Origin of the sequence: Amycolatopsis sp. NPDC004079 (assembly GCF_040610415.1) — a bacterium.
GTDB classification, from domain to species: domain Bacteria; phylum Actinomycetota; class Actinomycetes; order Mycobacteriales; family Pseudonocardiaceae; genus Amycolatopsis; species Amycolatopsis halotolerans.
The window spans coordinates 52,970-77,884 of sequence record NZ_JBEXMH010000041.1; the positions used below are offsets into that span (position 1 = coordinate 52,970).

General features: G+C 70.1%; 26 protein-coding genes. 23 read left to right on the forward strand and 3 right to left on the reverse strand.

Annotated features, from left to right (window positions below; all coding sequences use genetic code 11):
* Nucleotides 1–170: 170 nt before the first annotated feature.
* Nucleotides 171–1,259: a DUF5667 domain-containing protein gene (locus ABZX37_RS32850; RefSeq protein ID WP_354746167.1), complete on the reverse strand. Its 1,089-nt coding sequence runs from the start codon at nt 1,257–1,259 to the stop codon at nt 171–173.
* A 97-nt stretch (nt 1,260–1,356) separates the two neighbouring features.
* Nucleotides 1,357–2,067: a sigma-70 family RNA polymerase sigma factor gene (locus ABZX37_RS32855; RefSeq protein ID WP_354746169.1), complete on the reverse strand. Its 711-nt coding sequence runs from the start codon at nt 2,065–2,067 to the stop codon at nt 1,357–1,359.
* Nucleotides 2,068–2,348: 281 nt separating this feature from the next.
* Here ABZX37_RS32855 and ABZX37_RS32860 point away from each other — a divergent pair, with 281 nt between their 5' ends.
* The 17 genes from ABZX37_RS32860 to ABZX37_RS32940 all read left to right on the forward strand — a co-directional run bounded on the left by ABZX37_RS32860 (nt 2,349) and on the right by ABZX37_RS32940 (nt 18,176).
* The gene (locus ABZX37_RS32860; RefSeq protein ID WP_354746171.1) at nt 2,349–3,854 is read left to right on the forward strand and encodes an AMP-binding protein; all 1,506 of its coding nucleotides are present in this window, start codon (nt 2,349–2,351) and stop codon (nt 3,852–3,854) included.
* A gap of 34 nt (nt 3,855–3,888) precedes the next feature.
* A complete protein-coding gene (locus ABZX37_RS32865) occupies nt 3,889–4,104 on the forward strand; it encodes a glutaredoxin family protein (RefSeq protein ID WP_354746233.1) in 216 nt (71 codons plus the stop codon).
* 58 nt (nt 4,105–4,162) lie between these two features.
* Entirely contained in the window at nt 4,163–5,719 is a 1,557-nt protein-coding gene (locus ABZX37_RS32870) for a molybdopterin-dependent oxidoreductase (RefSeq protein ID WP_354746173.1), read from the forward strand.
* A gap of 846 nt (nt 5,720–6,565) precedes the next feature.
* Entirely contained in the window at nt 6,566–7,366 is an 801-nt protein-coding gene (locus ABZX37_RS32875) for a redox-sensing transcriptional repressor Rex (protein ID WP_354746235.1), read from the forward strand.
* 1 nt (nt 7,367) lies between these two features.
* Nucleotides 7,368–8,681: a glutamyl-tRNA reductase gene (locus tag ABZX37_RS32880; protein ID WP_354746175.1), complete on the forward strand. Its 1,314-nt coding sequence runs from the start codon at nt 7,368–7,370 to the stop codon at nt 8,679–8,681.
* Entirely contained in the window at nt 8,682–9,629 is a 948-nt protein-coding gene (hemC, locus tag ABZX37_RS32885) for a hydroxymethylbilane synthase (protein ID WP_354746177.1), read from the forward strand.
* Between the two features lie 82 nt (nt 9,630–9,711).
* A complete protein-coding gene (locus ABZX37_RS32890) occupies nt 9,712–11,244 on the forward strand; it encodes a bifunctional uroporphyrinogen-III C-methyltransferase/uroporphyrinogen-III synthase (protein ID WP_116202022.1) in 1,533 nt (510 codons plus the stop codon).
* A gap of 91 nt (nt 11,245–11,335) precedes the next feature.
* On the forward strand, nt 11,336–11,566 hold the full coding sequence (locus tag ABZX37_RS32895; protein WP_354746179.1) for a type II toxin-antitoxin system CcdA family antitoxin: 231 nt from the start codon (nt 11,336–11,338) through the stop codon (nt 11,564–11,566).
* On the forward strand, nt 11,559–11,960 hold the full coding sequence (locus tag ABZX37_RS32900) for a type II toxin-antitoxin system VapC family toxin (RefSeq protein ID WP_354746181.1): 402 nt from the start codon (nt 11,559–11,561) through the stop codon (nt 11,958–11,960). The genes ABZX37_RS32895 and ABZX37_RS32900 overlap by 8 nt, the downstream gene beginning before the upstream one ends.
* Nucleotides 11,961–11,981: 21 nt before the next feature.
* On the forward strand, nt 11,982–12,953 hold the full coding sequence (hemB, locus tag ABZX37_RS32905; protein WP_354746183.1) for a porphobilinogen synthase: 972 nt from the start codon (nt 11,982–11,984) through the stop codon (nt 12,951–12,953).
* 20 nt (nt 12,954–12,973) lie between these two features.
* The gene (locus ABZX37_RS32910) at nt 12,974–13,546 is read left to right on the forward strand and encodes a hypothetical protein (protein ID WP_354746185.1); all 573 of its coding nucleotides are present in this window, start codon (nt 12,974–12,976) and stop codon (nt 13,544–13,546) included.
* Nucleotides 13,546–14,022 carry a hypothetical protein gene (locus ABZX37_RS32915; protein WP_354746187.1) on the forward strand — a complete coding sequence of 159 codons (477 nt, stop codon included), beginning with the start codon at nt 13,546–13,548 and terminating at the stop codon, nt 14,020–14,022. Before ABZX37_RS32910 ends, ABZX37_RS32915 begins: the two co-directional genes overlap by 1 nt.
* A 49-nt stretch (nt 14,023–14,071) precedes the next feature.
* Nucleotides 14,072–14,410 carry a hypothetical protein gene (locus ABZX37_RS32920; protein WP_354746189.1) on the forward strand — a complete coding sequence of 113 codons (339 nt, stop codon included), beginning with the start codon at nt 14,072–14,074 and terminating at the stop codon, nt 14,408–14,410.
* Nucleotides 14,411–14,475: 65 nt separating this feature from the next.
* Entirely contained in the window at nt 14,476–15,729 is a 1,254-nt protein-coding gene (locus ABZX37_RS32925) for an efflux RND transporter periplasmic adaptor subunit (protein WP_354746191.1), read from the forward strand.
* Nucleotides 15,726–16,424 carry an ABC transporter ATP-binding protein gene (locus ABZX37_RS32930; protein ID WP_354746193.1) on the forward strand — a complete coding sequence of 233 codons (699 nt, stop codon included), beginning with the start codon at nt 15,726–15,728 and terminating at the stop codon, nt 16,422–16,424. Before ABZX37_RS32925 ends, ABZX37_RS32930 begins: the two co-directional genes overlap by 4 nt.
* Nucleotides 16,421–17,623 carry an ABC transporter permease gene (locus ABZX37_RS32935; RefSeq protein WP_354746195.1) on the forward strand — a complete coding sequence of 401 codons (1,203 nt, stop codon included), beginning with the start codon at nt 16,421–16,423 and terminating at the stop codon, nt 17,621–17,623. The genes ABZX37_RS32930 and ABZX37_RS32935 overlap by 4 nt, the downstream gene beginning before the upstream one ends.
* Before the next feature lie 7 nt (nt 17,624–17,630).
* Nucleotides 17,631–18,176, forward strand: a complete 546-nt coding sequence (locus ABZX37_RS32940; RefSeq protein ID WP_354746197.1) for a DUF5666 domain-containing protein — start codon at nt 17,631–17,633, stop codon at nt 18,174–18,176.
* Here the strand turns inward: ABZX37_RS32940 and ABZX37_RS32945 are convergent.
* Nucleotides 18,173–18,685 carry a TspO/MBR family protein gene (locus tag ABZX37_RS32945; protein ID WP_354746199.1) on the reverse strand — a complete coding sequence of 171 codons (513 nt, stop codon included), beginning with the start codon at nt 18,683–18,685 and terminating at the stop codon, nt 18,173–18,175. The genes ABZX37_RS32940 and ABZX37_RS32945 overlap by 4 nt on opposite strands.
* 103 nt (nt 18,686–18,788) lie before the next feature.
* On the opposite strand from ABZX37_RS32945, the gene hemL reads away from it, so the two are divergent.
* From hemL to ccsB, 6 genes are all read left to right on the forward strand, one after another.
* On the forward strand, nt 18,789–20,093 hold the full coding sequence (hemL, locus tag ABZX37_RS32950) for a glutamate-1-semialdehyde 2,1-aminomutase (protein ID WP_354746201.1): 1,305 nt from the start codon (nt 18,789–18,791) through the stop codon (nt 20,091–20,093).
* The gene (locus ABZX37_RS32955) at nt 20,090–20,716 is read left to right on the forward strand and encodes a histidine phosphatase family protein (protein ID WP_009071997.1); all 627 of its coding nucleotides are present in this window, start codon (nt 20,090–20,092) and stop codon (nt 20,714–20,716) included. Before hemL ends, ABZX37_RS32955 begins: the two co-directional genes overlap by 4 nt.
* Nucleotides 20,713–21,294, forward strand: a complete 582-nt coding sequence (locus ABZX37_RS32960) for a TlpA disulfide reductase family protein (RefSeq protein ID WP_354746203.1) — start codon at nt 20,713–20,715, stop codon at nt 21,292–21,294. The genes ABZX37_RS32955 and ABZX37_RS32960 overlap by 4 nt, the downstream gene beginning before the upstream one ends.
* A 205-nt stretch (nt 21,295–21,499) precedes the next feature.
* Nucleotides 21,500–22,273 (forward strand): cytochrome c biogenesis CcdA family protein, encoded by a 774-nt coding sequence (locus tag ABZX37_RS32965; protein ID WP_354746205.1) that lies wholly within the window; start codon nt 21,500–21,502, stop codon nt 22,271–22,273.
* Nucleotides 22,270–23,874 carry a cytochrome c biogenesis protein ResB gene (locus tag ABZX37_RS32970; RefSeq protein ID WP_354746207.1) on the forward strand — a complete coding sequence of 535 codons (1,605 nt, stop codon included), beginning with the start codon at nt 22,270–22,272 and terminating at the stop codon, nt 23,872–23,874. Before ABZX37_RS32965 ends, ABZX37_RS32970 begins: the two co-directional genes overlap by 4 nt.
* 3 nt (nt 23,875–23,877) lie before the next feature.
* The gene (gene ccsB / locus ABZX37_RS32975) at nt 23,878–24,870 is read left to right on the forward strand and encodes a c-type cytochrome biogenesis protein CcsB (RefSeq protein WP_354746208.1); all 993 of its coding nucleotides are present in this window, start codon (nt 23,878–23,880) and stop codon (nt 24,868–24,870) included.
* Nucleotides 24,871–24,915 lie beyond the last annotated feature (45 nt).

Here is a 24,915-nt window from a genome sequence, read left to right on the forward strand (position 1 = left end):
GTAGCGACCGCTCGACTCACCCGTTGGAGATGTGGCCCGTGCCTCCGATAGGGGTTGCCCACCCGCCCCGATCACCGCGCTCGAGAGTGATCTACGTCGCGGCTGGCGGTCCGTGAAGGGCTCCTTGAGGGAACCAGATTCCTTCAAGGAGCCCTTCACGGACCGAGGCATCAGCCGATGACGATCGGCGGCAGGCCGGGCAGCAGCGGCGGGATCGAGACGACCGGCGGGGGAGCGGGCCGGGTCGGGATCCGCGGCGGCGTCGGGGCGGTGATCGGCGGGGACACGCTCGGCGGGGTCGCCGTGCGCGGGACCTCCGTCGAGGTCGGCGTCGGAGTCGGCTGGTTCGGGCTGCTCAGCGTCGGCGAGGACACCGAGCGCACCGGCAGCGGGGAGTCCGTCGGCGGCACGCTCGACCCGGCAGCGGGCGGAGGGCTGCTCGGAGTGGAGCCGCCGGGCGAAAGCGGTTGCTGGGTGCACGCGCCACGCGCCGGGAGGAGGCCCAGTTCGTCTGTGGTGCCGGTGGTGATCTGGTAGCAGCTCAGCCGCGAGCCCAGCGCGGACGTCCGCTGCCGCACCCGGTCGAGCAGGAGGCGCGCTTGCTCGAACTCCGAGAGGGCGGACTCCGGGACGTCGGCCTGTTCCGATTCCAGTTGCCGCGACTGGCTCTGCGCCCACGATTCCAGCGACGCCAGCCGCGTGCGGTTGCCGTTCGTGGTCGCCAGCTCGGTGAGTTCGGCCACGCCCGCGCGGACGTCGCTGCTGAAATCGTGCAGGGCGGTCTGGAACGCCGCCGGGCTGGCGTCGCTCATCCGGCTCAGTTCGGTGACGCGGTTCGCGGCGAACTTCAGATGTTTCTCGGCCTTGGCTTCGTCGCCGAAGGTCAGGCCGAGCGAGGTGACTTCGCCGGCTCGCTTCACGCTGTACAGCGCGTCTCCGGGCAAGGCGTCTCGCGAAAGCAGCAGCGTGAGCCCGCCCAAGCCCAGAATGAGCGCGATGCCCGCGGCGGCGAGGTCGGCCATTCGCGGCCGCCAGCGTCGGCGGGGAAGCGGTTCGCCGATGCGGCCTTCGATCTCGGCGCGGATGCGGGCCCGGGTGGCTGGGTCGGGGTCGCCCGCTTGGCCCAGTTCGCGCAGGGTGCCGACGAGGGCCAGCTCTTCGGCGAACTCGTCCGGCCGCTGCCCGGGGGAAGCATTGATCGCGTCGTCGAACCGTTCGCTCTCGGTCCGACCACGCGAAAACCACCCGGGCACGCCCACGGTGCTGCTCCGTCTCCACCCAACGCCCGGCCCTGACCGCCGGTCTGCGTGAGAAACGATTAAGAAGCCGAAAAAGTTACGGCTGATCGTTGAACGATCAACGCAGGCCGGTGGGCAGCAGCTGCGCGAGCCGCCGGACCGCGCGGTGCTGCAGCGCCTTCACCGCGCCCTCGTTGCGGTCCATGATCTGGGCGGTCTCGGCGACCGAGAGCCCCTGCAGGAACCGCAGCACGATGCATTCGCGCTGGTCGTCGCCGAGTTCGGCGACACATCGCAGCAGCTCGGTCCGGGTCGCGCCCGCGATCGCCTGCTGTTCGGGCCCGGCCTGCGCGACCGGGCCGACCGGTCCGCCGGGCACGCCGCCCGGTTCGGCGACCTCGTCGGTGACGACCTCGAGCCGGAACCGGCTGGACTTCACGTGGTCGAGGATCAGGTTGCGGGCGATGGTGACGAACCACGCGCCGACGTCGCGGCCCTGGTAGCTCACCGACGTGATCCGGCGCAGCGCGCGCAGGAAGGTCTCGCTGGTGACGTCCTCGGCCAGGTCGCGGTCGCCGAGGCGGAAGAGCGCGTAGCGGTAGACGACGTCGACGTACCGGTCGTAGAGCTGGCCGAACGCGGAGGAGTCGCCCGCCTGCGCGGCCCGCACCAGCTCCCACGCCTCGGCCTTGGCGACCTCGGCGGGATCCGGTTCGGCGTCCGCCTTGGGCAGCGGCACGGCGGCCGCGGCCGCGCCGAACACGCGGTCGGCGAACATCGCGACCGGCCCGCGGTGTGCGGTGGCGGACAGGGTGATCGGACGGGTCATCGAGCGGCACCTCCGGCTGTCCCTGGTGCTGCCGGGCGTGTGTCCGAGGGCGCGAAGGCGTGCCGCGGCGCGTGTCCCACTTCCTCGTGGACCGGCGGCTTCGGCACGACGACTCCCTTGGTCGGGTCACCCGGTAGTGATCAACGCCACCCGGCGACGCAGTGCAGCATACGTGTTGTTACCGCGAAGTAGGTAGTGTCCCGGTCAGGCAGAGGTGCGACGATCGCGCGGCATCCCCATTACGGGTGACAAGATGACGAATCCGCAACGGAACGAGAGGGGTGGGGGTGGACCGGATCAGCACCGCCCACGGTGTCGCCGGCCTGCTCGCCGATGCGGCCAGCCGCTGGCCGGAGCGCACGGCGATCACCGAGACGGGCACGGGCAGCACGCTGACCTGGCGACAGCTCGACGAAGCCGCGCACGCGCAGGCACGCAGTCTGGTCGCCTCTGGCGTCGCTCCGGGCGACCCGGTGGTGCTGCGGCTCCCGACGTCGGCTGACTTCGCGGTCGCCCTGTTCGCGGTGCTGCGCGCGGGCGGAATCGCCGTGCCGTTGTCGCCGCAAGCCCCCGCACCCGAGTTGGAGCGGCTGCTGGAGCACTGCGGCGCGAAACGCCTGGTGCAGCGCGACGACGCCGAACTGCCCGAGGGCATCGCCGGTCTGCCGCCGCGCAGCGACGAGCCGGGCGAACCGGTCGACCTCAGTCGTTCCGGCGAGGACACCGCGGTCATTTCGTACACCTCCGGCACGACCGGCCCGCCGCGCGGAGTGCTGCTGTCGCACCGGGCGTTGCTCGCGAACCTCGATCAACTGTCCCAAGTGGACGGTGTGACCGAGCACGACGACCGCGTGCTGGTGTCGATCCCGCTCTTCCACGTCTACGGTCTCGGCCCGGGGCTGCTCATGGCGACCGCGGTCGGCGCGACGCTGGTGCTGTCCGAACGCTTCGAAGCCCGGCGGACGCTCGAAGACTGCGCCGAACATCGCGTCACGGCGATCACCGGCGTGCCCGCGATGTACAACGAATTCGCCTCGCTCGAAACCGCGGAACTGAGCCGCGGGCTGGCGACGGTAAAACGGCTGACGTCCGGTGCCGCGCCGCTGCATCCGAAGGTGCTCGCGGCGATCCGCGAGGCCACCGGGCTCGACGTGTACGAGGGCTACGGGCTCACCGAATGCGCGCCGGTGGTGACGTCCACGCTGGTCACCGGCTACCCGAAACCAGGATCGGTCGGGCGGCCGCTGCCTGGGATCGAACTGCGGCTGGTGGAGTCCGACGGGTCCGCAGACGACCTGCCGCTCGACCCCGAAGAACCAGACGACGTCTTCGAGGCAGGCGGCAGCACCGGGCTGGTGTCGGTGCGCGGGGCGAACCTGTTCTCCGGGTACTGGCCGGACGGCGCGCACGGCCCGGACGCCGAGGGCTGGTTCCGGACCGGCGACGTCGGCTATCTCGATTCCGACGGCGACCTGCACCTGGTCGACCGGGCGAACGACTTGATCATCGTCAACGGCTTCAATGTCTTTCCGCACGAGGTCGAGGAAGTGATCTCGCGGCTGCCCGGCGTGGCTGAGGCCGCCGTCGTCGGCGTGGTGGACGAGCGCAGCGGCGAAGCGGTGAAGGCGGTTGTGGTGCCTGCCGAAGGTGCGTCGTTGTCGGAGCAGCAGGTGGTGGACCAGTGCACGGCACATCTCGCCGGGTACAAGGTGCCGCACACCGTCGAGTTCGCCGAGACGCTGCCGCATTCGGCGACCGGGAAGCTGCGCCGGCTGAAGCTGCGCTGACGTTTAGGCTGGTGCCGTGCACAAAGTGACCGTGATGAGCCGCGAAGGGTGCCACCTGTGCGAGGTGGCCGAGTCGGACGTCGCGCGGATCTGCGGTGAGTTGGGTGTGCCGTGGGAGACCGCGGACGTCGACAGCGACCCGGAATGGCAGGCCGAATACGGCGACCAGGTCCCGGTGATCCTGATCGACGGTGTTGAGCACGGGTACTGGCGCGTCGAGGAAGAACGGCTGCGCGCGGCGCTGCGGTAAGCAACCCGTAAGCGCTTTGAACGGGCCCGCAGGGGCCGGACCCGCCGAAGATGGTGGGGTGAGTGCGTTGAAAGAAGCTCCGCCGGCCGTCCGGCCGCGTCTGTCGCTGGGCATCGCGACGTTCATCGGCCTGGTCTCGCTGGCCGTCGCGCTGGGCGTCGGACATCTGGTCGCCGGATTCGTCGGGTACAACGCGTCGCCGTTCGTCGCGGTCGCGGACTTCGTGATCGCGCACAGCCCGCACGCCGTCGTGGTGTGGGCGGAGCAGACGATCGGGACCGCGGACAAGACCGTGCTGAAGATCGGCCTGGCCGTGGTCCTGCTGGGTTTCGCGGTGCTTGCCGGACAGCTTTCGCGCAGCCGTCCGTTGCCGGGTCAACTGCTGGTGGTCGTGGTCGGCGCGTTCGGGATCTTCGCGGTGTTCGAGCGCACGGACGTCGGACAGCTCGCGTTGCTGGCTCCGGTGCTGGCGCTGGGTGCTTCGCTGCTGGTGTTCAGCTGGCTGCACAAACGCGCGTTGCCGCCGGAAACCGAACTGCGACAAGGACTTAGCCGTCGACAGGTGTTGCAGCGCGGCGCGGGGATCGCGGCTGGTGCGGGGGTCGCGGCGATCGTCGGCGAGGTCGTGTCGACCACCGGCAGCGCGGCTGGCTCGCGTGCTTCGGTCGGGCCGCTGGTCGCTGCCCGGAAGGCTCCGCCGCTGCCGCCGGACGCGGATTTCCACAAGCTCGGGTCGCCGCCGTTCATCACGCCGAACGGGAGCTTCTACCGGATCGACACCGCGTTCGTCGTGCCGCAGGTGCGGGCCGAGGACTGGGCTTTGAAGATCCACGGCATGGTCGACCGCGAGGTGAGCTTCTCCTACGCGGACATCCGGAACCGTCCGCTGGTGGAACGGACCGTGACGCTCACCTGCGTCTCCAACGAGGTCGGCGGCGAACTGATCTCCACCGCGAACTTCATCGGCGTGGACCTGGTCGACCTGCTGAACGCGGCGGGCGTGCGGGCGGGCGCGCAGCAGATGTACGCGACCAGCGTCGACGGATTCACCTGCGGCACCCCGGCCAACGTCGCGCTGGACCCGGCGCGCGGCGCGATGCTCGCGATCGGCATGAACGGCGAGGCGCTGCCGGTCGAGCACGGGTTCCCGGCGCGAATCGTGATCCCCGGGTTGTACGGCTACGTCTCGGCGACCAAATGGGTCACCGACCTGGAGTTCACGACCTGGGACGCGCGGCAGGCGTACTGGCTGCAACGCGGCTGGGCGGAGCAGGCCCCGATCAAGACCGAATCGCGGATCGACGCACCGGCCAACGGGACGTCGGTGCGCGCGGGCAAGGTCCGGGTGGCGGGGACGGCGTGGGCGCAGCACGTCGGGATCGCGAAGGTCGAGGTGCGGGTGGACCAGGGCGCGTGGATCCCGGCGACGCTCTCGGCCGAGGTCAACAAGGACACGTGGCGGATGTGGTGGGCCGAGGTGCCGGTGCCGCCGGGCAGCCACACGGTGACGGTGCGGGCCACGGATCAGTCCGGCTACACGCAGACGGACCGGCCCGCGGACCCGGTTCCGGACGGTGCGACGGGCTGGCACACGGTGCCGTTCACCGCGGCCTGAGCTACCCCGGGGCTTCGCCGCCCGGACCCCCGCCGCGCGTGCGGGGTTCGCTGTGCGTGAGGGGAACCCTGACGGACTCAGAGTTCCTCAGGGTTCCCCTGACGGACAGCGAGGAAGGCCGCGCGACGGACGTGGGCGCCCGGTGCTGACCTGGAGTCCCGGCAGGCGTGGTTGTGCTTCTGGTCATGCGGATGACCAGTGACTTTGTGCATGCGTTCACAAGTGGACTACCGTAGGAACCCGTCCCCGCGAGGACCGGCATCGAACCGGACGGAAGCCGTGGGGTCAAGGGTTGGTTTTCCACTGCCGGACAGGCAGGTGGGGGACAGCGCGGGCACGAAGCCGGATTGAGGAGAAGTCAGCGTGGTGACACAGCGGGGTGGGCGCAGCGGTGCCGAACCGCCGGCCACGCCTCCTCGCGACGAATCCGACGCCGCCGAAGCCGCCCCGCCGACCGCGCGCCGGACCGGTGGACGGCATGCCGCGGGAAGTCGCCGTCGCGCCACGGTGAGCGAGAACGGCTTGGCGCGCAACGGGAATTCGGCGGAAGCCAGTCACGAGAACGGCCAGGCCGGGCACGACCAGGTCGCCGGTGGCGGCGAGCACGCCGCGGGCAACGGCCGCGCCTCCGGAAACGGCCGCGCGAGCCGGGCGACCACCCGGGCCGCCGCGTCCGCAGCAGCGAGCGCAGCGTCCGGCAACGGCCGCGCCAGCCGGGCGACCACCCGAGCCGCTGCCGAAGCCCAGGCCGAAACCCCAGCGGAGAGCGACGCCAAGCCCCGCACCCGCCGCGCCGCCCGGACCTCCCGTCCCGCGCCGGACGCCGACAACGCCCCGACCGCCGAGATGCCCGCCGTCTCTGACGCGGAAGACACCGCGGTCCGCGCGAAGCAGATTCCGGAGGCCGCCGTCGCCCGGCTGGCCGTCTACCTGCGGATTCTTTCCGGCTTGGCCGAGCAGGGCACCACCGCCGTCTCCAGCGAGGAACTCTCCGCCGCGGCGGGCGTGAACTCCGCCAAACTCCGCAAAGACCTCTCCTACCTGGGCTCTTACGGCACCCGCGGCGTCGGCTACGAGGTGCAGGTGCTGGTCAGCCAGATCGAGCGGATCCTCGGCCTCACCCGGCAGCACCGCGTCGCCGTGGTCGGGATCGGCAATCTCGGCCACGCGCTCGCGAACTACGGCGGCTTCCCCGGCCGCGGCTTCCCGGTCGAGGCGCTCTTCGACCTCGACCCCGATCTGATCGGCGTCCCCGTAGGGGGTCTCCCGGTCTCGCACATGGACGACATTCCGCGCGTGTGCTCCGAACGGGAGATTTCCGTGGGGATCATCGCCACACCTCCTACCGCCGCGCAGTCGGTGTGCGACAGGCTGGTGGCGGGCGGCGTCCAGTGCATCCTCAACTTCGCGCCGGTAGTGCTCCAGGTGCCGGCACACGTCGAGGTCCGCAAGGTCGACCTGGCTGTCGAACTGCAGATCCTCTCGTTCCACGTGGCCCGGCGCGCCGACAGCGCGGCGAGCGCGGGGTCCGCCGGGGAAAACCAGGGGAATGCCGGGTTACCCGGAACCGGCGGGGCCGCCGACAATGGCAGCGGCGGACGAAACGGCGCCGGTACGGACGGCGGTCTCGGAATGGTGGTGCGCTGAAATGAGCGTGTTGGCGGTCGGGCTCTCCCATCGCAGTGCGGATCTCGGCACGCTCGAGCGTGCGGCGATCTCCGCGGACGAGCTGACCAAGGTCCTGCACGACCTGCAGCAGGCGGAGCACGTCAGCGAGGTCATGCTCGTCTCGACGTGCAACCGCATCGAGGTCTACGCCGTGGTGGAGACGTTCCACGGCGGCGTCAACGACGTCTCGGACGTGCTCTCCCGCAAAGCCGGGATGGAGCCGGCCGAGCTGTACGACAGCCTGTACGTGCACTACGCGGGCGCGGCCGTCGAGCACCTGTTCTCCGTCGCCTCGGGCCTCGACTCGATGGTGGTCGGCGAGACGCAGATCCTCGGTCAGGTCCGCTCCTCGTACGCGACCGCGCGCGACGCCGGCACCGTCGGCCGCACGCTGCACGAGCTGATCCAGACCACGCTGCGCGTCGGCAAGCGCGTGCACTCCGAGACCGGGCTCGACCAGCTCGGCGCGTCCGTCGTGTCCGAGGCGCTGGCCGCCGCGGGTGACATCGCGGGCAAGCACGCGCTGATCGTCGGGGCCGGTTCGATGGGCGCGCTCGCCGCGTCGCAGCTGCGGAAGGCCGGGATCGCCGAGATCACCGTGGCCAACCGCACCGAAGCCAACGCCGCGCGGCTGGCCGAGAAGGTCGTCGCGGAGGGGATTCCGGCCCGTTCGGTGCCGCTGTCCTCGATCGCCGGGACGGTCGAGCAGGCCGACCTCGTCGTGGCGTGCACCGGGGCGCAGGACGCGGTGTTCCTCGCCGGGCACGTGCCCGCGCGCGGGGGACGTCCGCTGGTCGTGTGCGACCTCGGGCTGCCCAAGGACGTCGACGTCGCGGTCGCGGACCTCGCCGACGTCACCGTGGTCGACCTGGAGACGATCCAGCGCCGCATGCGCGACGCGGGAGCCCCGACCACCGAGCGGCAGACCGCCAAAGCCAACGGCATCGTGCTCGACGAGGTGCGCGAGTACCTCGCCGGACAGCGCAGTGCCGAAGTGACGCCCACGGTCACCGCGCTGCGCAGGCGCGCGGCCGAGGTGGTGGACGCGGAGTTGCTCCGCCTGGACAACCGGCTGCCGGAACTCGACAGCCAGGTTCGCGAAGAGGTCGGCCGCACGGTTCGCCGCGTGGTCGACAAGCTGCTGCACGCGCCGACGGTGCGGGTCAAGCAGCTGGCCGCCGAGACGGCCGACACCGACTACGCCAACGCGTTGCGGGAACTGTTCTGCCTCGACCCGCAGGCTCCTGCGGCCGTGGCGAGCCCGACAGCGCCGGAAACCGAGAAGAAGCGGTAAGTGACCAGAGTCATTCGCATCGGCACGCGGGGCAGCAAGCTCGCCCTCGCGCAGACCGGCATCGTCGCCGACACCATCCGCGCCACCGGGGCGGAGGTGGAGATCGTCACCGTCACCACGCCCGGCGACCTCTCCAGCGCCCCGATCTCGCAGATCGGGGTCGGCGTGTTCACCTCCGCACTGCGGGAAGCGTTGCTGCGCAACGAGATCGACGTCGCCGTGCACTCGTACAAGGACCTGCCCACCGCGCCGGAGGCCGGCCTCGTGCTGGCCGCGGTGCCGCCGCGCGAGGACCCGCGCGACGCGCTGATCGCGCGCGACGGCCTGACCCTCGGCGAGCTTCCGCCGGGCGCGAAGGTCGGCACCGGGGCCGCGCGGCGCATGGCTCAGCTGCGCGCGCTGGGTCTCGGTTTGGAAATCGTGCCGATCCGAGGCAATATCGATACCCGCATGCGCAAGGTCACCGACGGCGAGCTGGATGCCGTGGTGCTCGCGCGTGCCGGACTGGCCAGGGTCGGCAGGGTGGACGAGATCACCGAAACCCTCGACCCGATCCAGATGCTGCCCGCCCCCGCGCAGGGGGCGCTGGCGCTGGAGTGCCGGGCCGCCGACGTGGACGTCGAGCACCTGCTCGCGTCCGCGGCGGACGACGAGAGCACGCGGGTCGCGGTGACGGCCGAACGGGCTCTGCTCGCCGCGCTCGAAGCCGGGTGCAGCGCGCCGGTGGGCGCGCTCGCCGAGATCGTCGAGGACCTCGACGACGAGGGCGCGGTGGTGGAACGCATCTCGCTGCGCGGCACCGCTGCCGTCGAAGGCGAGAACGGCGGCGTCGACATGGTGCGGGCTTCCGCGATCGCCGGGATCGGCGACGCGGAGAAGCTCGGCCGGGAACTGGCCGCCGAACTGCTTGACCTGGGAGCCGGGGCGCTGCTCGGCCCCGCCCTGTGACGCCAGCCGTCACCGACCCGCACGACCTGCCCGACAGCCGCGGCCGGAGCACCGGCCGCCCAAGAGGAGAAGAACACCAACGATGACCCCTGCTCGCAAGACCGCCGGGCGCGTCGCCTTCGTGGGCTCGGGCCCCGGGGACGCCGGGCTGCTCACCGTCCGCGCCCAGGAACTCCTGGCCAAGGCCGAGGTCGTGGTGACCGACCCGGACGTGCCCGCCAGCGTGCTCGCCTCCGCCGCCCCCGGCGCCGAGGTCCGGCCCGCCGTCGGCGAACCGTCCGACGTCGCGAAGGACCTGACCGCCGAGGCCAAGGCGGGCCGGCTCGCGCTGCGGCTGGTCTCCGGCGACCCGCTGACCAGCCCGGCCGTCGTGGCCGAGGTCCAGGCCGTCGCCCGCACCTCCGCCGTGTTCGACGTCATCCCGGGCGTCGCGCCGGGCACCGCGGTGCCGGCGTACGCGGGCGTCGCGCTCGGCGGCACCTACACCGAGGCGGACGTCCGCGGCGAGGTCGACTGGGGCGCGCTGGCCGCGGTTCCCGGCCCGATCGTGCTGCACGCCACCTCGGCGCACCTCGCCGAGGCGGCCAGCCAGCTCACCGAGAAGGGGCTGCCCGCCACCACCCCGGTCGCGGTCACCGCTAACGGCACCATCAACACCCAGCGCACGCTGGACACCACCCTCGCCTCGGTCGCGAACGACGCGGGCGAACTGGTCGGCCCGCTGGTCGTGACCGTCGGGCAGGCCGCCGGGCAGCGTTCGAAGCTGTCCTGGTGGGAGTCGCGGGCGCTGTACGGCTGGAAGGTCCTGGTGCCGCGCACCAAGGAGCAGGCGGGCGAGATGGCCGAGCGGCTTCGCGGCCACGGCGCCACTTCGCACGAGGTGCCGACCATTTCGGTCGAGCCGCCTCGCAGCCCGGCGCAGATGGAGCGTTCGGTCAAGGGCCTGGTCGACGGGCGCTACCAGTGGATCGTCTTCACCTCCACCAACGCGGTGCGCGCGGTGTGGGAGAAGTTCGAGGAGTTCGGGCTCGACGCGCGGGCGTTCTCCGGCGTGAAGATCGCCTGCGTCGGCGAATCGACCGCGGCGAAGGTGCGCTCGTTCGGCATCATCCCGGAGCTGGTCCCGACGGGCGAGCAGTCGTCCGAGGGCCTGCTGGCCGAGTTCCCGCCGTACGACGACGTGCTGGACCCGGTGAACCGCGTCCTGCTGCCGCGCGCGGACATCGCCACCGAGATCCTGTCGGCCGGTCTGGTCGAACGCGGCTGGGAAGTGGACGACGTCACGGCCTACCGGACCGTCCGGGCCGCGCCGCCGCCAGCCGAGACCCGCGAGATGATCAAGACCGGCGGGTTCGACGCGGTCTGCTTCACCTCGTCGTCGACCGTGCGGAACCTGGTGGGGATCGCCGGGAAGCCGCACACGCGCACGTTGGTCGCGTGCATTGGGCCGAAGACCGCCGAGACCGCGGTGGAATTCGGTCTGCGGGTGGACGTGCAGCCGGAGAAGGCTGATGTGCCGCATTTGGTGGACGCTCTCGCCGAGCACGCCGCGCGGCTTCGTGCTGAGGGGGCACTGCCTCCGCCGCGCAAGGCCAAGCGCACCCGGCGCAGCTGAGGTTTTGTCCGTGAAGGGCTCCCTTGAGAAATCGAGGGGGCCCTTCGCGCTTTCCGGGGTGGGCACCGGCGAGTGTGTGTATGGTGTGTGTATGGCGAGGATGAACGTCTACGTGCCGGATGAGCTGGCCGAACGCGTGAAGAAGGCTGATCTCAACGTCAGCGCGCTCGTGCAGTCGGCCCTGTCCGACGCACTGCAGAGGCAGGCCACGGATGCCTGGCTCGACGCGCTTCCCGTGCCGAGCCGGGAAGTGCCGCACGTCGTCGCCATGGCCGCGCTCGACTCCGCCCGCGACGAGTTCGGTGATCGCGCGGATGCCTGAAGCGCCAGGAGAAATCGCGGTTCTCGACGCGTCGGCGCTGGTGGATGTGCTCGCGGGGACCTGTCGTAGCGAGCAGGTGAAAACGCGGATGCGCGGCACGGTGTTGCACGCTCCGGCGCATCTGGACGCTGAAGTCCTCTCCGCGCTGGGGCGGTTGTGCCGTGCCGGAGTGCTGACGGCTTCGACAGTGGACGACGCGCTCCAGGCGTTGGCCAGCCTGCCGCTCACCCGGCATCCGGTCGTCGAATTGGCGAAAGGAGCTTGGGGGCGGCGCGGAGACCTGCGGCTTGTCGATGCGCTGTATATCGAATTGGCCGCGAGCCTGGGCGCCAAGGTGCTCACGACGGACCGTCGGCTGGCGCGGGCGAGCGCCCTCGCCGAAGAGATTGTCTGAGCGCGGGAGTACCTTGGATGTGTGTTCCCTGAGCAGCGACCCCGCAGGCTTCGTACTACTCCGGCAATGCGCAGGATGGTCAGTGAGACCACGTTGCGGCCACGGCAATTGATCCTGCCGATGTTCGTCGGCGAAGGGCTCGACGCGCCGCGGCCGATCGCCAGCATGCCGGGCGTCGTTCAGCACACTCGCGACACTCTTCGCAAGGCCGCTGTCGAGGCGGTCAACGCCGGAGTCGGCGGGATCATGCTCTTCGGCATTCCGGAGAAGCGGGATCCGGAGGGGTCCGGCGCGGTTGACGAGAAGGGCATCCTCAACGTCGCGTTGCGGGATCTGCGCAGCGAGCTCGGTGACTCCACCGTGCTGATGGCGGACACCTGCTTGGACGAGTTCACCGATCACGGCCACTGCGGCGTCCTCGACGCGGACGGCGTGGTCGACAATGACGCCACATTGCGCTTGTACGCCGAAATGGGCGTCGCGCAGGCGGAAGCCGGGGCGCACGTGCTCGGGCCGAGCGGGATGATGGACGGGCAGGTCGGCGTGATCCGCCGGGCGCTCGACGAGGTCGGGCACAGCGAGACCGCGATCCTCGCCTACTCGGTCAAGTACGCCAGCGCGTTCTACGGTCCCTTCCGCGAGGCCGTCGACTCGCAGCTCAAGGGCGACCGCAAGACCTACCAGCAGGACCTCGGCAACGCGCGCGAGGCGATGCGGGAGCTCGAACTCGACCTCGCCGAGGGCGCGGACATGGTCATGGTCAAGCCTGCACTGTCCTATTTGGACATCATCAAGGCGGCGGCCGACATTTCGCCGGTTCCCGTCGCGGCGTACAACATCTCCGGCGAGTACGCGATGGTCGAGGCGGCCGCGGCGAACGGCTGGATCGAACGCGAGCGCACCGTCCTCGAGGTGCTCACCTCCATCCGCCGCGCGGGCGCGGACGTCATCCTGACCTACTGGGCGGCCGAGGCCGCGGCCTGGCTGGACTGAGCCCGGGTAGGGTCTTTCGGGTGGCCGAGAAGGACGAGAACACCCCGAAGCCAGCCAGCGTGACCTCGGACGATCTTTCCGGGCTCACCGACGACGAGCGCCGCAAGCGCGGGCGCGCGCCGGATCCGGTGCTGCCGGGGCAGAACGCGCCGAAGGCCCAGCCGCCGACGCCGGTGCACGCCGCGTTCGTGCTCGCGATCCTGGCCGCGCTCGTCGTCGTGGCCGGGCAGGTCCTCACGGTCCTGCTCAAGCAGCAGCTGGTCGACCGGGCGGTCGAGCAGGTGCAGAAGTCCGGCCAGAAGGTCGACGTCGCGCAGGTGCAGGCCAACGCCAACACTCTCGTGTGGGCCATGCTGATCGGCGCGCTGTGCTTCGGCGCGCTGCTCGTCTTGTTCGCCTGGAAGGCCCGCGAGGGCACGCGGTCGGCGCGCAGCATCGTGACGCTGCTGGCGGTGCTCGGCATCGTGTTCGAGCTCGGGGTGATCCGCAGCATCTTCTCGATCGTCGCGTCGCTGGCGCTGATCGTCATGCTGATCCTGCTGTACCTGCCGAAGGTCGCGGACTACTTCCCGAAGGTCGGCAAGAACCTGTAATGGCGGCGAGGACGCTGTACTCCGAGCCCGGCGTCGGCTGGTCGGCCCTGATCTGGGGGCCGCTGTTCGCGCTGCTGGGCGCGCTCGCCGAACTGGCCACCGGCGGGCCGACGCACGTCGTCGGCTGGGTGCTGATCGGTGTCGCGCTGGTCGCGCTGACGCTGCCGTGGGTGTACGCGCGGCGGCGGTTCCTTTCGCTGGAGGTCACCACCGAGGCGCTGCGGCAAGGGCGCGAGACGCTGGCCGCCGAGAAGATCGCCTCGGTGAGCGACGTCGGGGCGCCGGTCGGGACGCGCGTTCTCGGCGGTGGCTGGTCGGTGCCGCGGAAGTACGACGAGTTGCCGGTGGAGCTGGACGACGGCACGGTGGTGCTCGCCTGGGCCCGCGACGTCGAAGCGCTGAAGGCCGCGCTCGCCGAGCTGGCCGCGAAGAACCACCCGAATGCCGAGGAGCGGGCCGATGACTCCCGGAACTGAACCCCCACGAGGGACGCGGAACGGCGGCGAACCTGAAAGGCTGGACCCCGTGATCGATCTGCCCCAGCCGACCGGAGCCGGGCTTTGGCCGCCGGAGGAAACACAGCCGCGGACGAAGCTGAACCAGCCGTGGCGCGCGTTCGTCGCTCTCGGCGAGGTCGTGGTGGCCGGATTGGTGCTGTGGGCGGCGTTCGCGCTGTGGCACGCAGGCGTCGTCACGGTCGTCACCACCGCGGGCGACGGCACTCGATTGGTCTCTGAGCGGTACTTCGGCGGACATATCGCCGGGGCGCTCGGGCTCGGCACGCTGTCGGCGGTATTGATCGTGGACGCGGTCCGGCAATTGTTGCTCGCGGTGCGCGCGCGGCACAAAAAGAAGAAGGACTGACTTACACAGCTGTCCCACAGGGAACCAACAGCTCACTGCTAAGCAGGCCCCGCAGTCTTGCGGCCATGACGCGGCTGCGCACACGAACCTGGGTGATCAACGGAGTCCTTGTCGTGCTGCTCGGCGGCGCGGCTTTCGGGATTTACCAGGCCTTTTCGCCGGCGAGTTCAACAGCGCAGGCACAAACCCGCACGACGCCGGTACGGCGCGCGAACGTTTCCCAGACCGTTTCGGCGGCGGGCACGATCGCGAGCACGTACACCGGTGCCGCGAACTTCACGACCTCCGGCAAGGTCACGAGCATCGACGTGAAGGTCGGCGACGTCGTGAGCGCCGGTCAGAAGCTCGCCACCATCGACTCTTCCCAAGCCAGCAAACAACTTCAGGTCGCCAAGGCCAATCTCGCGGTCGCCGAGGACAACCTCACCACAGCCGAGGACAACCCGCCGGCGAACCAGACCGCAACCCAGGCGCAGAGCAGCACCGCGTCGCTTCAGGCCAAAGTGGATCAAGCGCAGCTGGACGTCGACAACGCGGAAACGGCGGTCTCCGCGACGACGTTGACCGCGCCGGGTGCTGGGACAATCACCGCGATCAACGGGACGGTCGGGCAGCAAACGGGCAGCGGGTCCAATTCCAGCAACAGTTCCGCGAGTGCGTCTTCGTCGAATTCCGGCTCTGGCGGGCAATCCGGGCAGCAGTCGTCCGCAAGCAGCAGCAGTAGTAGCAGCAGTGGTTTTATCGATATCACTGACATGGGAAATCTTGTCGTCAATACCTCGGTGGCGGAAATTGACGTGAGCAAGGTGAAAACCGGTCAGAAAGCCACGGTCACTTTGAACGCGACGCCGGACCAGCCGTTGCAAGCGACAGTTTCCAGCATCGACCTCACGCCGACCACGAGCAGCAATGTCGTCAGTTACGGCGCGAAGCTGGCGTTGACGAATCCGCCCTCAGGGCTGCGGCCCGGACAGTCGGTGAGCGTCGTGATCACGGTCGCGGAAGCCGATGGCGTGCTGAGCGTTCCGGCCGCGGCCGTGCGGACCAGCGGGACGACGAACGCGGTCACGGTGGAGCAGAACGGGCAGCCGGTTACGCGGCAGGTCGAGGTCGGCGTGCGCGGAGAGTCCACAGTGGAGATCAAGTCCGGGCTCAACGAGGGCGACAGCGTGGTGCTCACAGCCGCGTCGCCGACGACGTCGAGCGGCTCCAACGGGCAGCAGCGCACCGGCGGCACCGGCGGTCTCGGCGGGTTCGGCGGCGGTCAGCAGGGCGGACTCGGCGGCGGTCGCCAAGGCGGCGTCGGGGGCCGGGGATGAAGCCGGTGATCGCGGTCTCCGGACTGCGCAAGACCTACGGCAGCGGGGAAACCGCGGTGCACGCGTTGCGCGGGGTCGATCTGCAGGTGTGGCCGGGTGAGTACGTGGCGATCATGGGCGCGTCCGGGTCCGGGAAGTCGACGCTGCTGAACATGCTCGGCTGTCTCGACACGCCCAGTTCAGGCCGGTACCTCCTGGACGGATTCTCGGTCGCCGATCTCAACGAACGCCAGCTTGCCTTGCTGCGCAACCGAAAGATCGGCTTCATCTTCCAGTCCTTCAACCTCGTGCCGCGCACCAGTGCGTTGTCCAATGTGGAATTGCCGATGGTCTACAGCGGACTCAAGCGAGGCGAGCGGCGACGCCGGGCGCTGGCCGCGCTGGAGATGGTCGGGCTGACCGATCGGGCCAAGCACCTGCCGAACGAACTGTCCGGCGGACAGCAGCAGCGCGTCGCGGTGGCGCGGGCGCTTGTCGGCGGACCGGCGTTGCTGCTCGCCGACGAACCGACCGGAAACCTCGACCACGCAAGCACTGTCGACGTTCTCGGTGTCTTCGACCGGCTCAACGCACTCGGCCGCACGGTCGTGGTGATCACGCACGAGGACGAGGTCGCGCGGCACGCGCACCGCGTCGTCCGGGTCAGCGACGGACGGATCGTGTCGGACGAGGTCCGCGCCGGGGTGGTCGCGTGAACTTCGTCGAGATCATGCGGTTCGCGGTGCGCGGACTCGCCTCGAACAAACTCCGTTCGGTGCTGACCACGCTCGGCATCACCATCGGCGTCGCGTCGGTGATCTTGTTGGTAGCGGTGGGAAACGGCGCTTCCGCGGCGATCACCGCGAGCATCCAGGGCCTCGGCACCGACGTGGTCAACGTGTCGCCGCTCCGCGGCGGCGGGCAGTCCAGCCAGGTGCGTCCGCTCACCGTGCAGGACGCGCACGCGCTGGTCGACCCGGTGGGCGCGCCGGATGTCAAGGCGGCGGCTCCGGTGGTGAACACCAGCGGGACCGCGACATACGGGCAGACTTCCTACGACGTGTCCAGCGTCGTCGGCACCGAACCCAGCTACTTCACCACCACGAACCGCCAGATCGCCGACGGCCAGCTGTTCAGCGCCGAGGACGTGACGCAGGCGCGCAAGGTCGTGGTGCTCGGGCCGACGACAGCGCAGTCGATCTTCGGCACCGCCGAGCCAGTCGGCAAGAACGTGCTGATCAACAGCATCCAGTTCACCGTGATCGGCGTGCTGCAGACGAAGGGCAGCACCGGGCTGCAGAACGCCGACGACGTGGCGATCGCCCCGATCAGCGCGGTGCAGAACTCGCTCGCCGGCTACGGCAGCCTGAACCAGATCGCGGTACAGGCGACCAATGCCGACTCGATCGGGCTCGCGCAAGCCGAGGTCACCGCGATTCTCGACGCCCGGCACGGTATCCAGGCCTCGGCCAATCCGGACTTCCAGATCCAGAACTCCGCGCAGCTGCTGCAGACCCGCACGTCGGCGATCCAGACGTTCACCGTGCTGCTCGGCGCGGTCGCGGCGATCTCGCTGCTGGTCGGCGGGATCGGCGTCACGAACATCATGCTCGTCACGGTCACCGAGCGGATCCGCGAAATCGGCATCCGCAAGGCGATCGGCGCGCCACGCTCGGCGATCCTCGGCCAGTTCCTCGCCGAGGCGACCATGCTGAGCCTCTTCGGCGGACTGCTCGGCGTGCTGATCGGAGTGGTCGGCAGCCGGTTCAGCATCGCGGGCATCCAGCCGGTGGTGGTGCCGTCGTCGATCGCGCTGGCGTTCGCGGTGTCCGCCCTGATCGGGCTTTTCTTCGGCAGTTTCCCGGCGAACCGGGCTTCGCGGCTGCGGCCGATCGACGCCCTCCGGCACGAGTAGGAGCGTCATGTCCGCGTCGACCACCCAGCCCATTCCGACCCCGCCGGAGGAGCCCGCCCGTCCGGAAGAACTCATCGCCGAGCCCGCCGTCCAGGGCGATCTCACCGCCGAGCTGAAGCAGGTCGCGCGGCCGTTCGGCAAGCCGACGCTCGTGCTCGCCGGATTGCTCGTGCTGGCACTGGCGTTCGCCGGTGGTGCGTGGACGCACGCGGCGTTCGGCTCGTCGAGCGGCTCTTCCAGCGCTCGAACAGCCGCTGGTCCCGGTGCTGGGGCGGCTTCCGGGCAACAGGGCGCGGGCGGCTTCGGCGGACGCACGGCAGGCGGTCGCGGGACGGTCGGCACCGTGGAGAAGGTCGACGGCAGCACGGTCACGCTGAAGACCGTGCAGGGCAGCGAAGTCACAGTGTCCACTTCGGACAGTACAACGGTCGGCGTGACCCAGCCGGGCAAGCTCAGCGACCTCAAGCCGGGCCAGACGGTGACCGTTCAGGGCCGCACCGGATCGGACGGTTCGGTGACCGCGCAGGCGATCGTGGCGCAGCCGGGCCGTTAGGGAACGTCGTTGAGCGCGATGATCGCGACGTTCAGCGCGGTCGTGTAGAGCAGCCACGCCAGGTACGGCAGGAGCAGCAGCGCGGCGGTGCGGGATCGGCGGTAGAAGAGCGCGATCGTCACGATCACGGTGAAATCGAGCAGCACGATGTCCACGCACGCGACCTGGGTGGAACCGCCCGCGAAGAACAGCGAGATCCACATCAGGTTGAACAGCAGGCCGATGCCGTACGCGGCGAAGCCCTGGTTCTCGCCGTCGGTGCGCCAATAAACCCAGCCGGCGAAGGCGAGCACGACGTACAGGACCGTCCACACCGGACTGAACAGGGACGAGGGCGGGGCCCACTCCGGCAGCGCGTACCGGTTGTAGGCGTCCGGCGCGGTCGTCGCGGCCAGCGCTCCCACCAGCGCGATGACGCCGACCAGCCCGAAGAACACCGCGAGCATGAGCCACGGGTTCCGGCGGTGTGTGGGCGCCGTCACGTCTCCTCCATGGCTGGCCCCGTCCATGCGCGCCCATCTTAAGAGCGGTTCGGCCGGTGTGCCGGGTGGCAATCGGGTGGCAGCTTGGGCGCCGCCGACACCCGAACGGAGGATTTGCAAGACTGGGGCGGTGAGCACTGGCACCGAGCAGTCCAAAGCATGGTTCGCACGCGCCAAGGCAGCCGTTCCGGGCGGGGTGAACTCGCCGGTGCGCGCCTTCAACTCGGTCGGCGGCACGCCGCGGTTCATGGTCCGCGGCGAGGGCCCGTATCTCTGGGACGCCGACGGCAACCGCTACGTCGACCTCGTCTCCTCGTGGGGCCCGATGATCCTCGGGCACGCGCACCCCAAGGTGGTGGCCGCCGCCCGCGCGGCCGCGGAGCACGGGCTTTCCTTCGGCACGCCGACGATCGGCGAGGTCGAACTGGCCGAGGAGATCATCGGCCGGGTCGGCCCGGTCGAGCAGGTCCGGCTGGTCAACTCCGGCACCGAAGCCACGATGAGCGCCATCCGGCTGGCCCGCGGTTTCACCGGCCGCGCCAAGATCGTGAAGTTCGCCGGTTGCTACCACGGTCACGTCGACGCGCTGCTCGCCGAAGCGGGCTCCGGCGTCGCGACGCTCGGCCTGCCGACTTCGCCGGGCGTCACCGGCGCGCAGGCCGCGGACACGATTGTCTTGCCGTACAACGATCTTGAGGCGCTCCGGAAGTCCTTCGCGGAGAACGAGGGCCAGATCGCCGCGGTGATCACCGAAGCGGCCGCGGGCAACATGGGCGCGGTGCCGCCGGACCCCGGCTTCAACGCCGCACTGCGTGATCTCGCGCACGAAAACGGCGCGCTGTTGATCATGGACGAGGTGATGACCGGCTTCCGCGTCTCGCGCGCCGGTTGGTTCGGTCTCGAAGGCGTCGCCGGCGACCTCTACACCTTCGGCAAGGTGATGTCCGGCGGGCTGCCCGCGGCGGCGTTCGGCGGTCGCGCGGACATCATGGCGAAGCTCGCGCCCGGCGGTCCCGTCTATCAGGCAGGCACGCTGTCCGGTAACCCCGTCGCGGTCGCCGCCGGTCTCACTGCGCTGCGCGAAGCCGACGACGCTGTGTACGCGAAGCTCGACGCCAACGCGAAGCGTCTCGGCGGGCTCTTCGAGAAGGCGCTCAGCGAAGCGGGTGTCACGCACACTGTCCAGTACGCGGGCAACCTCTTGAGCATCTTCTTCACCGACAAGCCCGTACGCACCTACGCGGACGCGCAGGCCTCCGAGACGTGGCGCTTCCCGGCGTTCTTCCACGCACTGCTCGAAGCAGGCGTGTACCCGCCGCCGAGCGCGTACGAGGTGTACTTCGTGAACGCCGCGATGGACGACGAAGCGTTCGGCGTCATCGAGGCTGCGTTGCCGGCAGCGGCGCGTGCGGCGGCTGAGGCGGTTAAGCCGTGACCACCGTCGTCCACATGCTGCGGCACGGCGAGGTTCACAACCCGGAGAAGATCCTCTACGGGCGGCTGCCGAACTTCCGGCTTTCGGAGCGCGGGCAACGCCAGGCGCTCACGGTCGCCGAGGCGGTCGCTGGGCATGACCTCGCGTACGTCGTCGCTTCGCCGCTTCAGCGCGCGCAGGAGACCGCGGCACCCATCGCGGGCGCGCACCGTCTCGACATCGCCACGGACGAAGGTCTCATCGAAGCGGCGAACGTCTTCGAGGGCCAGCGCGTGGCTGTGGGAGACGGCGCGCTGCGGCAGCCGAAAGCGTGGCCGCACCTGGTGAATCCCTTTAAGCCGTCGTGGGGCGAACCGTACGTCGAGATCGCACACCGCATGCTCGGCGCGGTCCACCGTGCGCGCGTAAAGGCTGAAGGGCGCGAAGCGCTGTGTGTGTCGCACCAGCTGCCGATCTGGACGCTTCGCCGCTTCTTGGAAGCGAAGCGGCTGTGGCACGACCCGCGGCAGCGGCAGTGCTCGCTCGCGTCGCTCACCAGCCTGGTCTTCGACGGCGAGGAACTGCTGGAGATCGTCTACAGCGAACCCGCGGGCACCACCGACCCCAAGGTGACCGGCGCATGAAACGGCGGCTGCTCGGGGTGCTGCTGGCCGCCGCGCTGGTCGTGACGGGCTGCTCGACCGGCAAGGACGCGGTTGTCTCGGGCGGCACCTTCACCTTCGTCTCGCCCGGCGGCAAGGTCGACATCACCTACCCGGTGAACGAGCGCCAGCAGGCCCCGACGCTGGCCGGCGACGACCTGATGCACGAGGGCAAACAGCTCTCGATCGCGGACTTCCCCGGCAAGGCCCTGGTGATCAACCTGTGGGGCCAGTGGTGCGGCCCGTGCCGCGCCGAAGCGCCCGAACTGGAGACCGCGAGCAAGCAGATGGCCCCGCTCGGCGCCCAGGTGATCGGGCTCGACGTGCGCGATCCGGCGCGCGACGTGGCACAGGACTTCGTGCGCGACCGCGGCCTGACGTACCCGTCGATCTGGGACCCGTCCGGGCGCGTGCTGCTGCAGCTGGCCGGGTATCCGCGCAACATCATCCCGTCGACGTTGGTGCTCGACAAGCAGCACCGGGTGGCGGCGGTGTTCCTGCGGCAGGTGCTGGCCTCGGACCTGGTTCCGGTGGTGCAGCGGCTGAGCGCGGAGAAGTAACTCCGCCCGCGGGCTCCGCCCTGGCCCGCTCCGCCTCGGCCCGCCCAGTTCCGCCCCAATGTGGCGTTCGGTGCGTCTGACGCACCCAATGCCACATTGGGGAGGCACAGGACCGCAGGACCAAGGTCCCGGAGCGGCTGTGGCGTAGGTCCTGTGAGAAGGCCCCGCCCGCCTCACGTCCAGCTCACTGCCTACTCTCAAGTGCGTGAACTCCGTGTCCGAGCTGGCGCTCTCCGGGCCGCTGCTGCTCGCCGCGGGCGTTGCGCTGCTGGCCGGGGCCATCTCGTTCGCGTCGCCGTGCGTGGTGCCGCTCGTGCCCGGGTACCTCGCCTACCTCGCGGCGCTCGTCGGCGCGGACGCCCCTGCGGTGCGCGACGGCGAGGAGCGCAAGAAAGGCCGCTACGCCGTTCTCGGTGCGGCGGGCCTGTTCGTGCTCGGGTTCACCGTGGTGTTCGTCGCGACCATGGGCACGCTGGTCTGGCTCGCGAACACCTTGCTGGTCAACGAGGATCTGCTGCAGCGCATCGGCGGCATCCTCACCATCCTCATGGCGCTGGTCTTCATCGGCTGGATCCCGGGGCTGCAGCGCGAGGTCCGCTCGCACCGCGTGCCCGGCGGCGGCCTCTGGGGCGCGCCGGTCCTCGGCGCGGTGTTCGGGCTCGGCTGGACGCCGTGCATCGGGCCGACGCTCTCGGCCGTCACGAGTCTCGCCAGCGCGACCGGCGGGGCCGCGGTCCGCGGGTACGTGCTGGTGCTCGTTTACTGCCTCGGCCTGGGCGTCCCGTTCCTGCTGATCGCGCTCGGCGCGCGCTGGGCCGTGCGCGCCACGGACTGGCTTCGCCGCAACGGCCGCCGCGTGCAGATTTTCGGCGGGGTGTTGCTGATGGTGGTCGGCATCCTGCTGGTCACCGGGCTGTGGGGAGACGTCATGGGCTGGCTCCGCAACTCCGTCGCCTCCGATCTCGAGCTGCCGTTGTGACCACTACCGAAGCGCCCCCGAAGAACCCGAACCCGTACCGCCCGTCCGCGGCCAAGCAGGCGCTGGCTTTCCTGCGCAACACCTGGCGCGGCCTGACGTCCATGCGCACCGCGCTGGTGCTGCTGTTCCTGCTGGCGCTCGCCGCGCTGCCCGGCGCGCTGCTGCCGCAGCGGCGGCTGAACGCGCCGAAGGTCGACGAGTACATCAGCGCGCACGGCTGGTGGGGTTCGCTGCTCGACAAGCTGGAGTTCTACGACGTCTACTCCAGCGTCTGGTTTTCCGCGATCTACATCTTGCTGATGATCTCGCTGATCGGCTGCCTCACGCCGCGCAGCTACGAGTACGTCAAGCAGATGCGGGCCAAGCCGGTTCTGACGCCGCGCAACCTCGCGCGCATGCCGCACCACCGGATCGCCCGCACCGCGCGCACGCCGGAGACGATCCGCGAGGACGTGCGCAAGCAGCTGTCCGGCTGGCGGCGCGTCGAGCGCGAGGAGGACGGCGGCGGGTTCAGCATCTCGGCCGAACGCGGCTACCTGCGCGAGACCGGGAACCTGCTGTTCCACTTCGGCATGCTCGGCCTGATCGTCTTCTTCGCCCTCGGCAAGCTCTACAGCTACGAGGGCCAGGTCATCGTGCAGGCCAACGGCGGCCAGTTCTGCAACTCGGGCATCTACAACTACGACTCGTTCGAGGCCGGGCTGCGCGTCGACGGCACCGACCTCAACCCGTTCTGCGTGCAGGTCAACGACTTCACCGCCCGCTACACCGCCACCAACCAGGCCGACTACTACCACTCGCACATCGAGTACCAGTCCGGTGAAGACCTGCAGACCGGCACGTGGAAGCCGTACGACCTCGAGGTCAACGAGCCGCTGCGGACCGTCGGCGACCGGGTTTACCTGCTGGGCAACGGTTATTCGCCGCAGTTCACGGTGACCTTCCCGAACGGCGAGAAGCGCACCCAGAACACCCAGTGGATGTTCACCAACCCGGCGACGATGCTGTCCGAGGGCGCGACGAAGTTCGACCAGCCCGGCGTCACCGACGAGGTCCAGCGGCGCACCAAGCAGCTCGCGATCACCGGCCTCTTCGCGCCGTCGTCGTTCATCCACGGCGGCGTGCTCACCTCGACCGCGCCGCAGCTGAACAACCCGATGGTCGCGGTCGACGTGCTGCGCGGCGACCTCGGTCTCGACGCGGGACGCGGCCAGTCGGTGTTCTCGGTCGACCAGTCCCGGGTCCAGGACGGGCGGCTCAAGCGGGTCGCCCGCAAGAACCTGGCGGTCGGCCAGGAAGTGACGCTCGACGACGGCACAAAGGTGCGCTTCGACGGCGTCAACAAGTGGGTCAACCTGCAGATCTCGCACGATCCGACGCAGGGCTTCGTGCTCGGCTTCGCGATCGTGATGTTCGCCGGGCTCGGTGCTTCGCTGCTGGTCAAGCGGCGTCGCGTGTGGGTGCGGGTGCGGCCGGGCAAGGACGAGGGCGCGAGTACCGTGATCGAGGTCGCGGGGCTCGCGCGCACGGATCAAGCCGGATACGGCGAGGAATTCCAGCGGATCAGCGAACGGCTGGTCACGGGCCGGAAGGGCAGCTGAGGCATGGAAATCAACGAGACTCTCTCGCAGTACAGCGACCTGCTGTACACGACGACAGTGGCGATTTACGTGCTGGCGCTGCTGTTCACGTTGTTCGAGCAGGCGTTCGGGGCCAAGGGCCGTCTCGCCGCCGAGCGCAGCCGCCAGCGCGTGCTGGTCGGCGCGGGCGGACCCGACGCCGACGACGCCAGCATCGAAGACGGTGACGTCCCGGCCGAGCCCGAGGCCCCGCGCGCGGTCGGCCGCGCCGAGCGGATCGGCCGGATGGGCGCGGCGCTGCTCGTGCTGGGGGCGCTGCTGCAGCTGTCGGCGATCGTGCTGCGCGGACTCGCGGTGCACCGCGCGCCGTGGGGCAACATGTACGAGTACGGCATGGCGGTCACCTTCATCACCGTCGTCGCGTGGCTCGTGGTGATCAAGAAGTTCCCGGTCCGCCACCTCACCGGCTTCCTGCTGCTGCCCGTCGTGATCCTGATGTTCATCAACGGCACGATGCTGTACACGGTCGCCGCGCCGGTCGTGCCCGCGCTGCAGTCGTACTGGCTCGTGATCCACGTGTCCGCCGCGATCATCGGCTCCGGCGTGTTCCTGGTGCCGGGCGTGGCGAGCGTGCTCTACCTCTTCCGCACCGCGCACGACCGCGACCCGGCCAAGTTCGCCGGCTTCGGCCCGAAGCTGCCCGCCGCCGACGTGCTCGACCGGATCGCCTACCGCGCCACGATCGTGGCGTTCCCGATCTTCACCTTCGGCGTGCTGTGCGGCGCGGTGTGGGCCGAGGCCGCGTGGGGCCGGTTCTGGGGATGGGACCCGAAGGAGACCGTCGCGTTCATCGCGTGGGTCATCTACGCGGCATACCTGCACTCCCGGGCCACCGCGGGCTGGCGCGGCACGCGGGCGGCGGTGATCAACATCGTCGGGTTCGCCGCGACGATCTTCAACCTGTTCTTCGTCAACCTGGTGACCGTCGGACTGCATTCCTACGCCGGAGTGAGCTGAGCCGGGGGTCCACCGCCCGGACCGGGCCTCGGGCGACTACCGTCG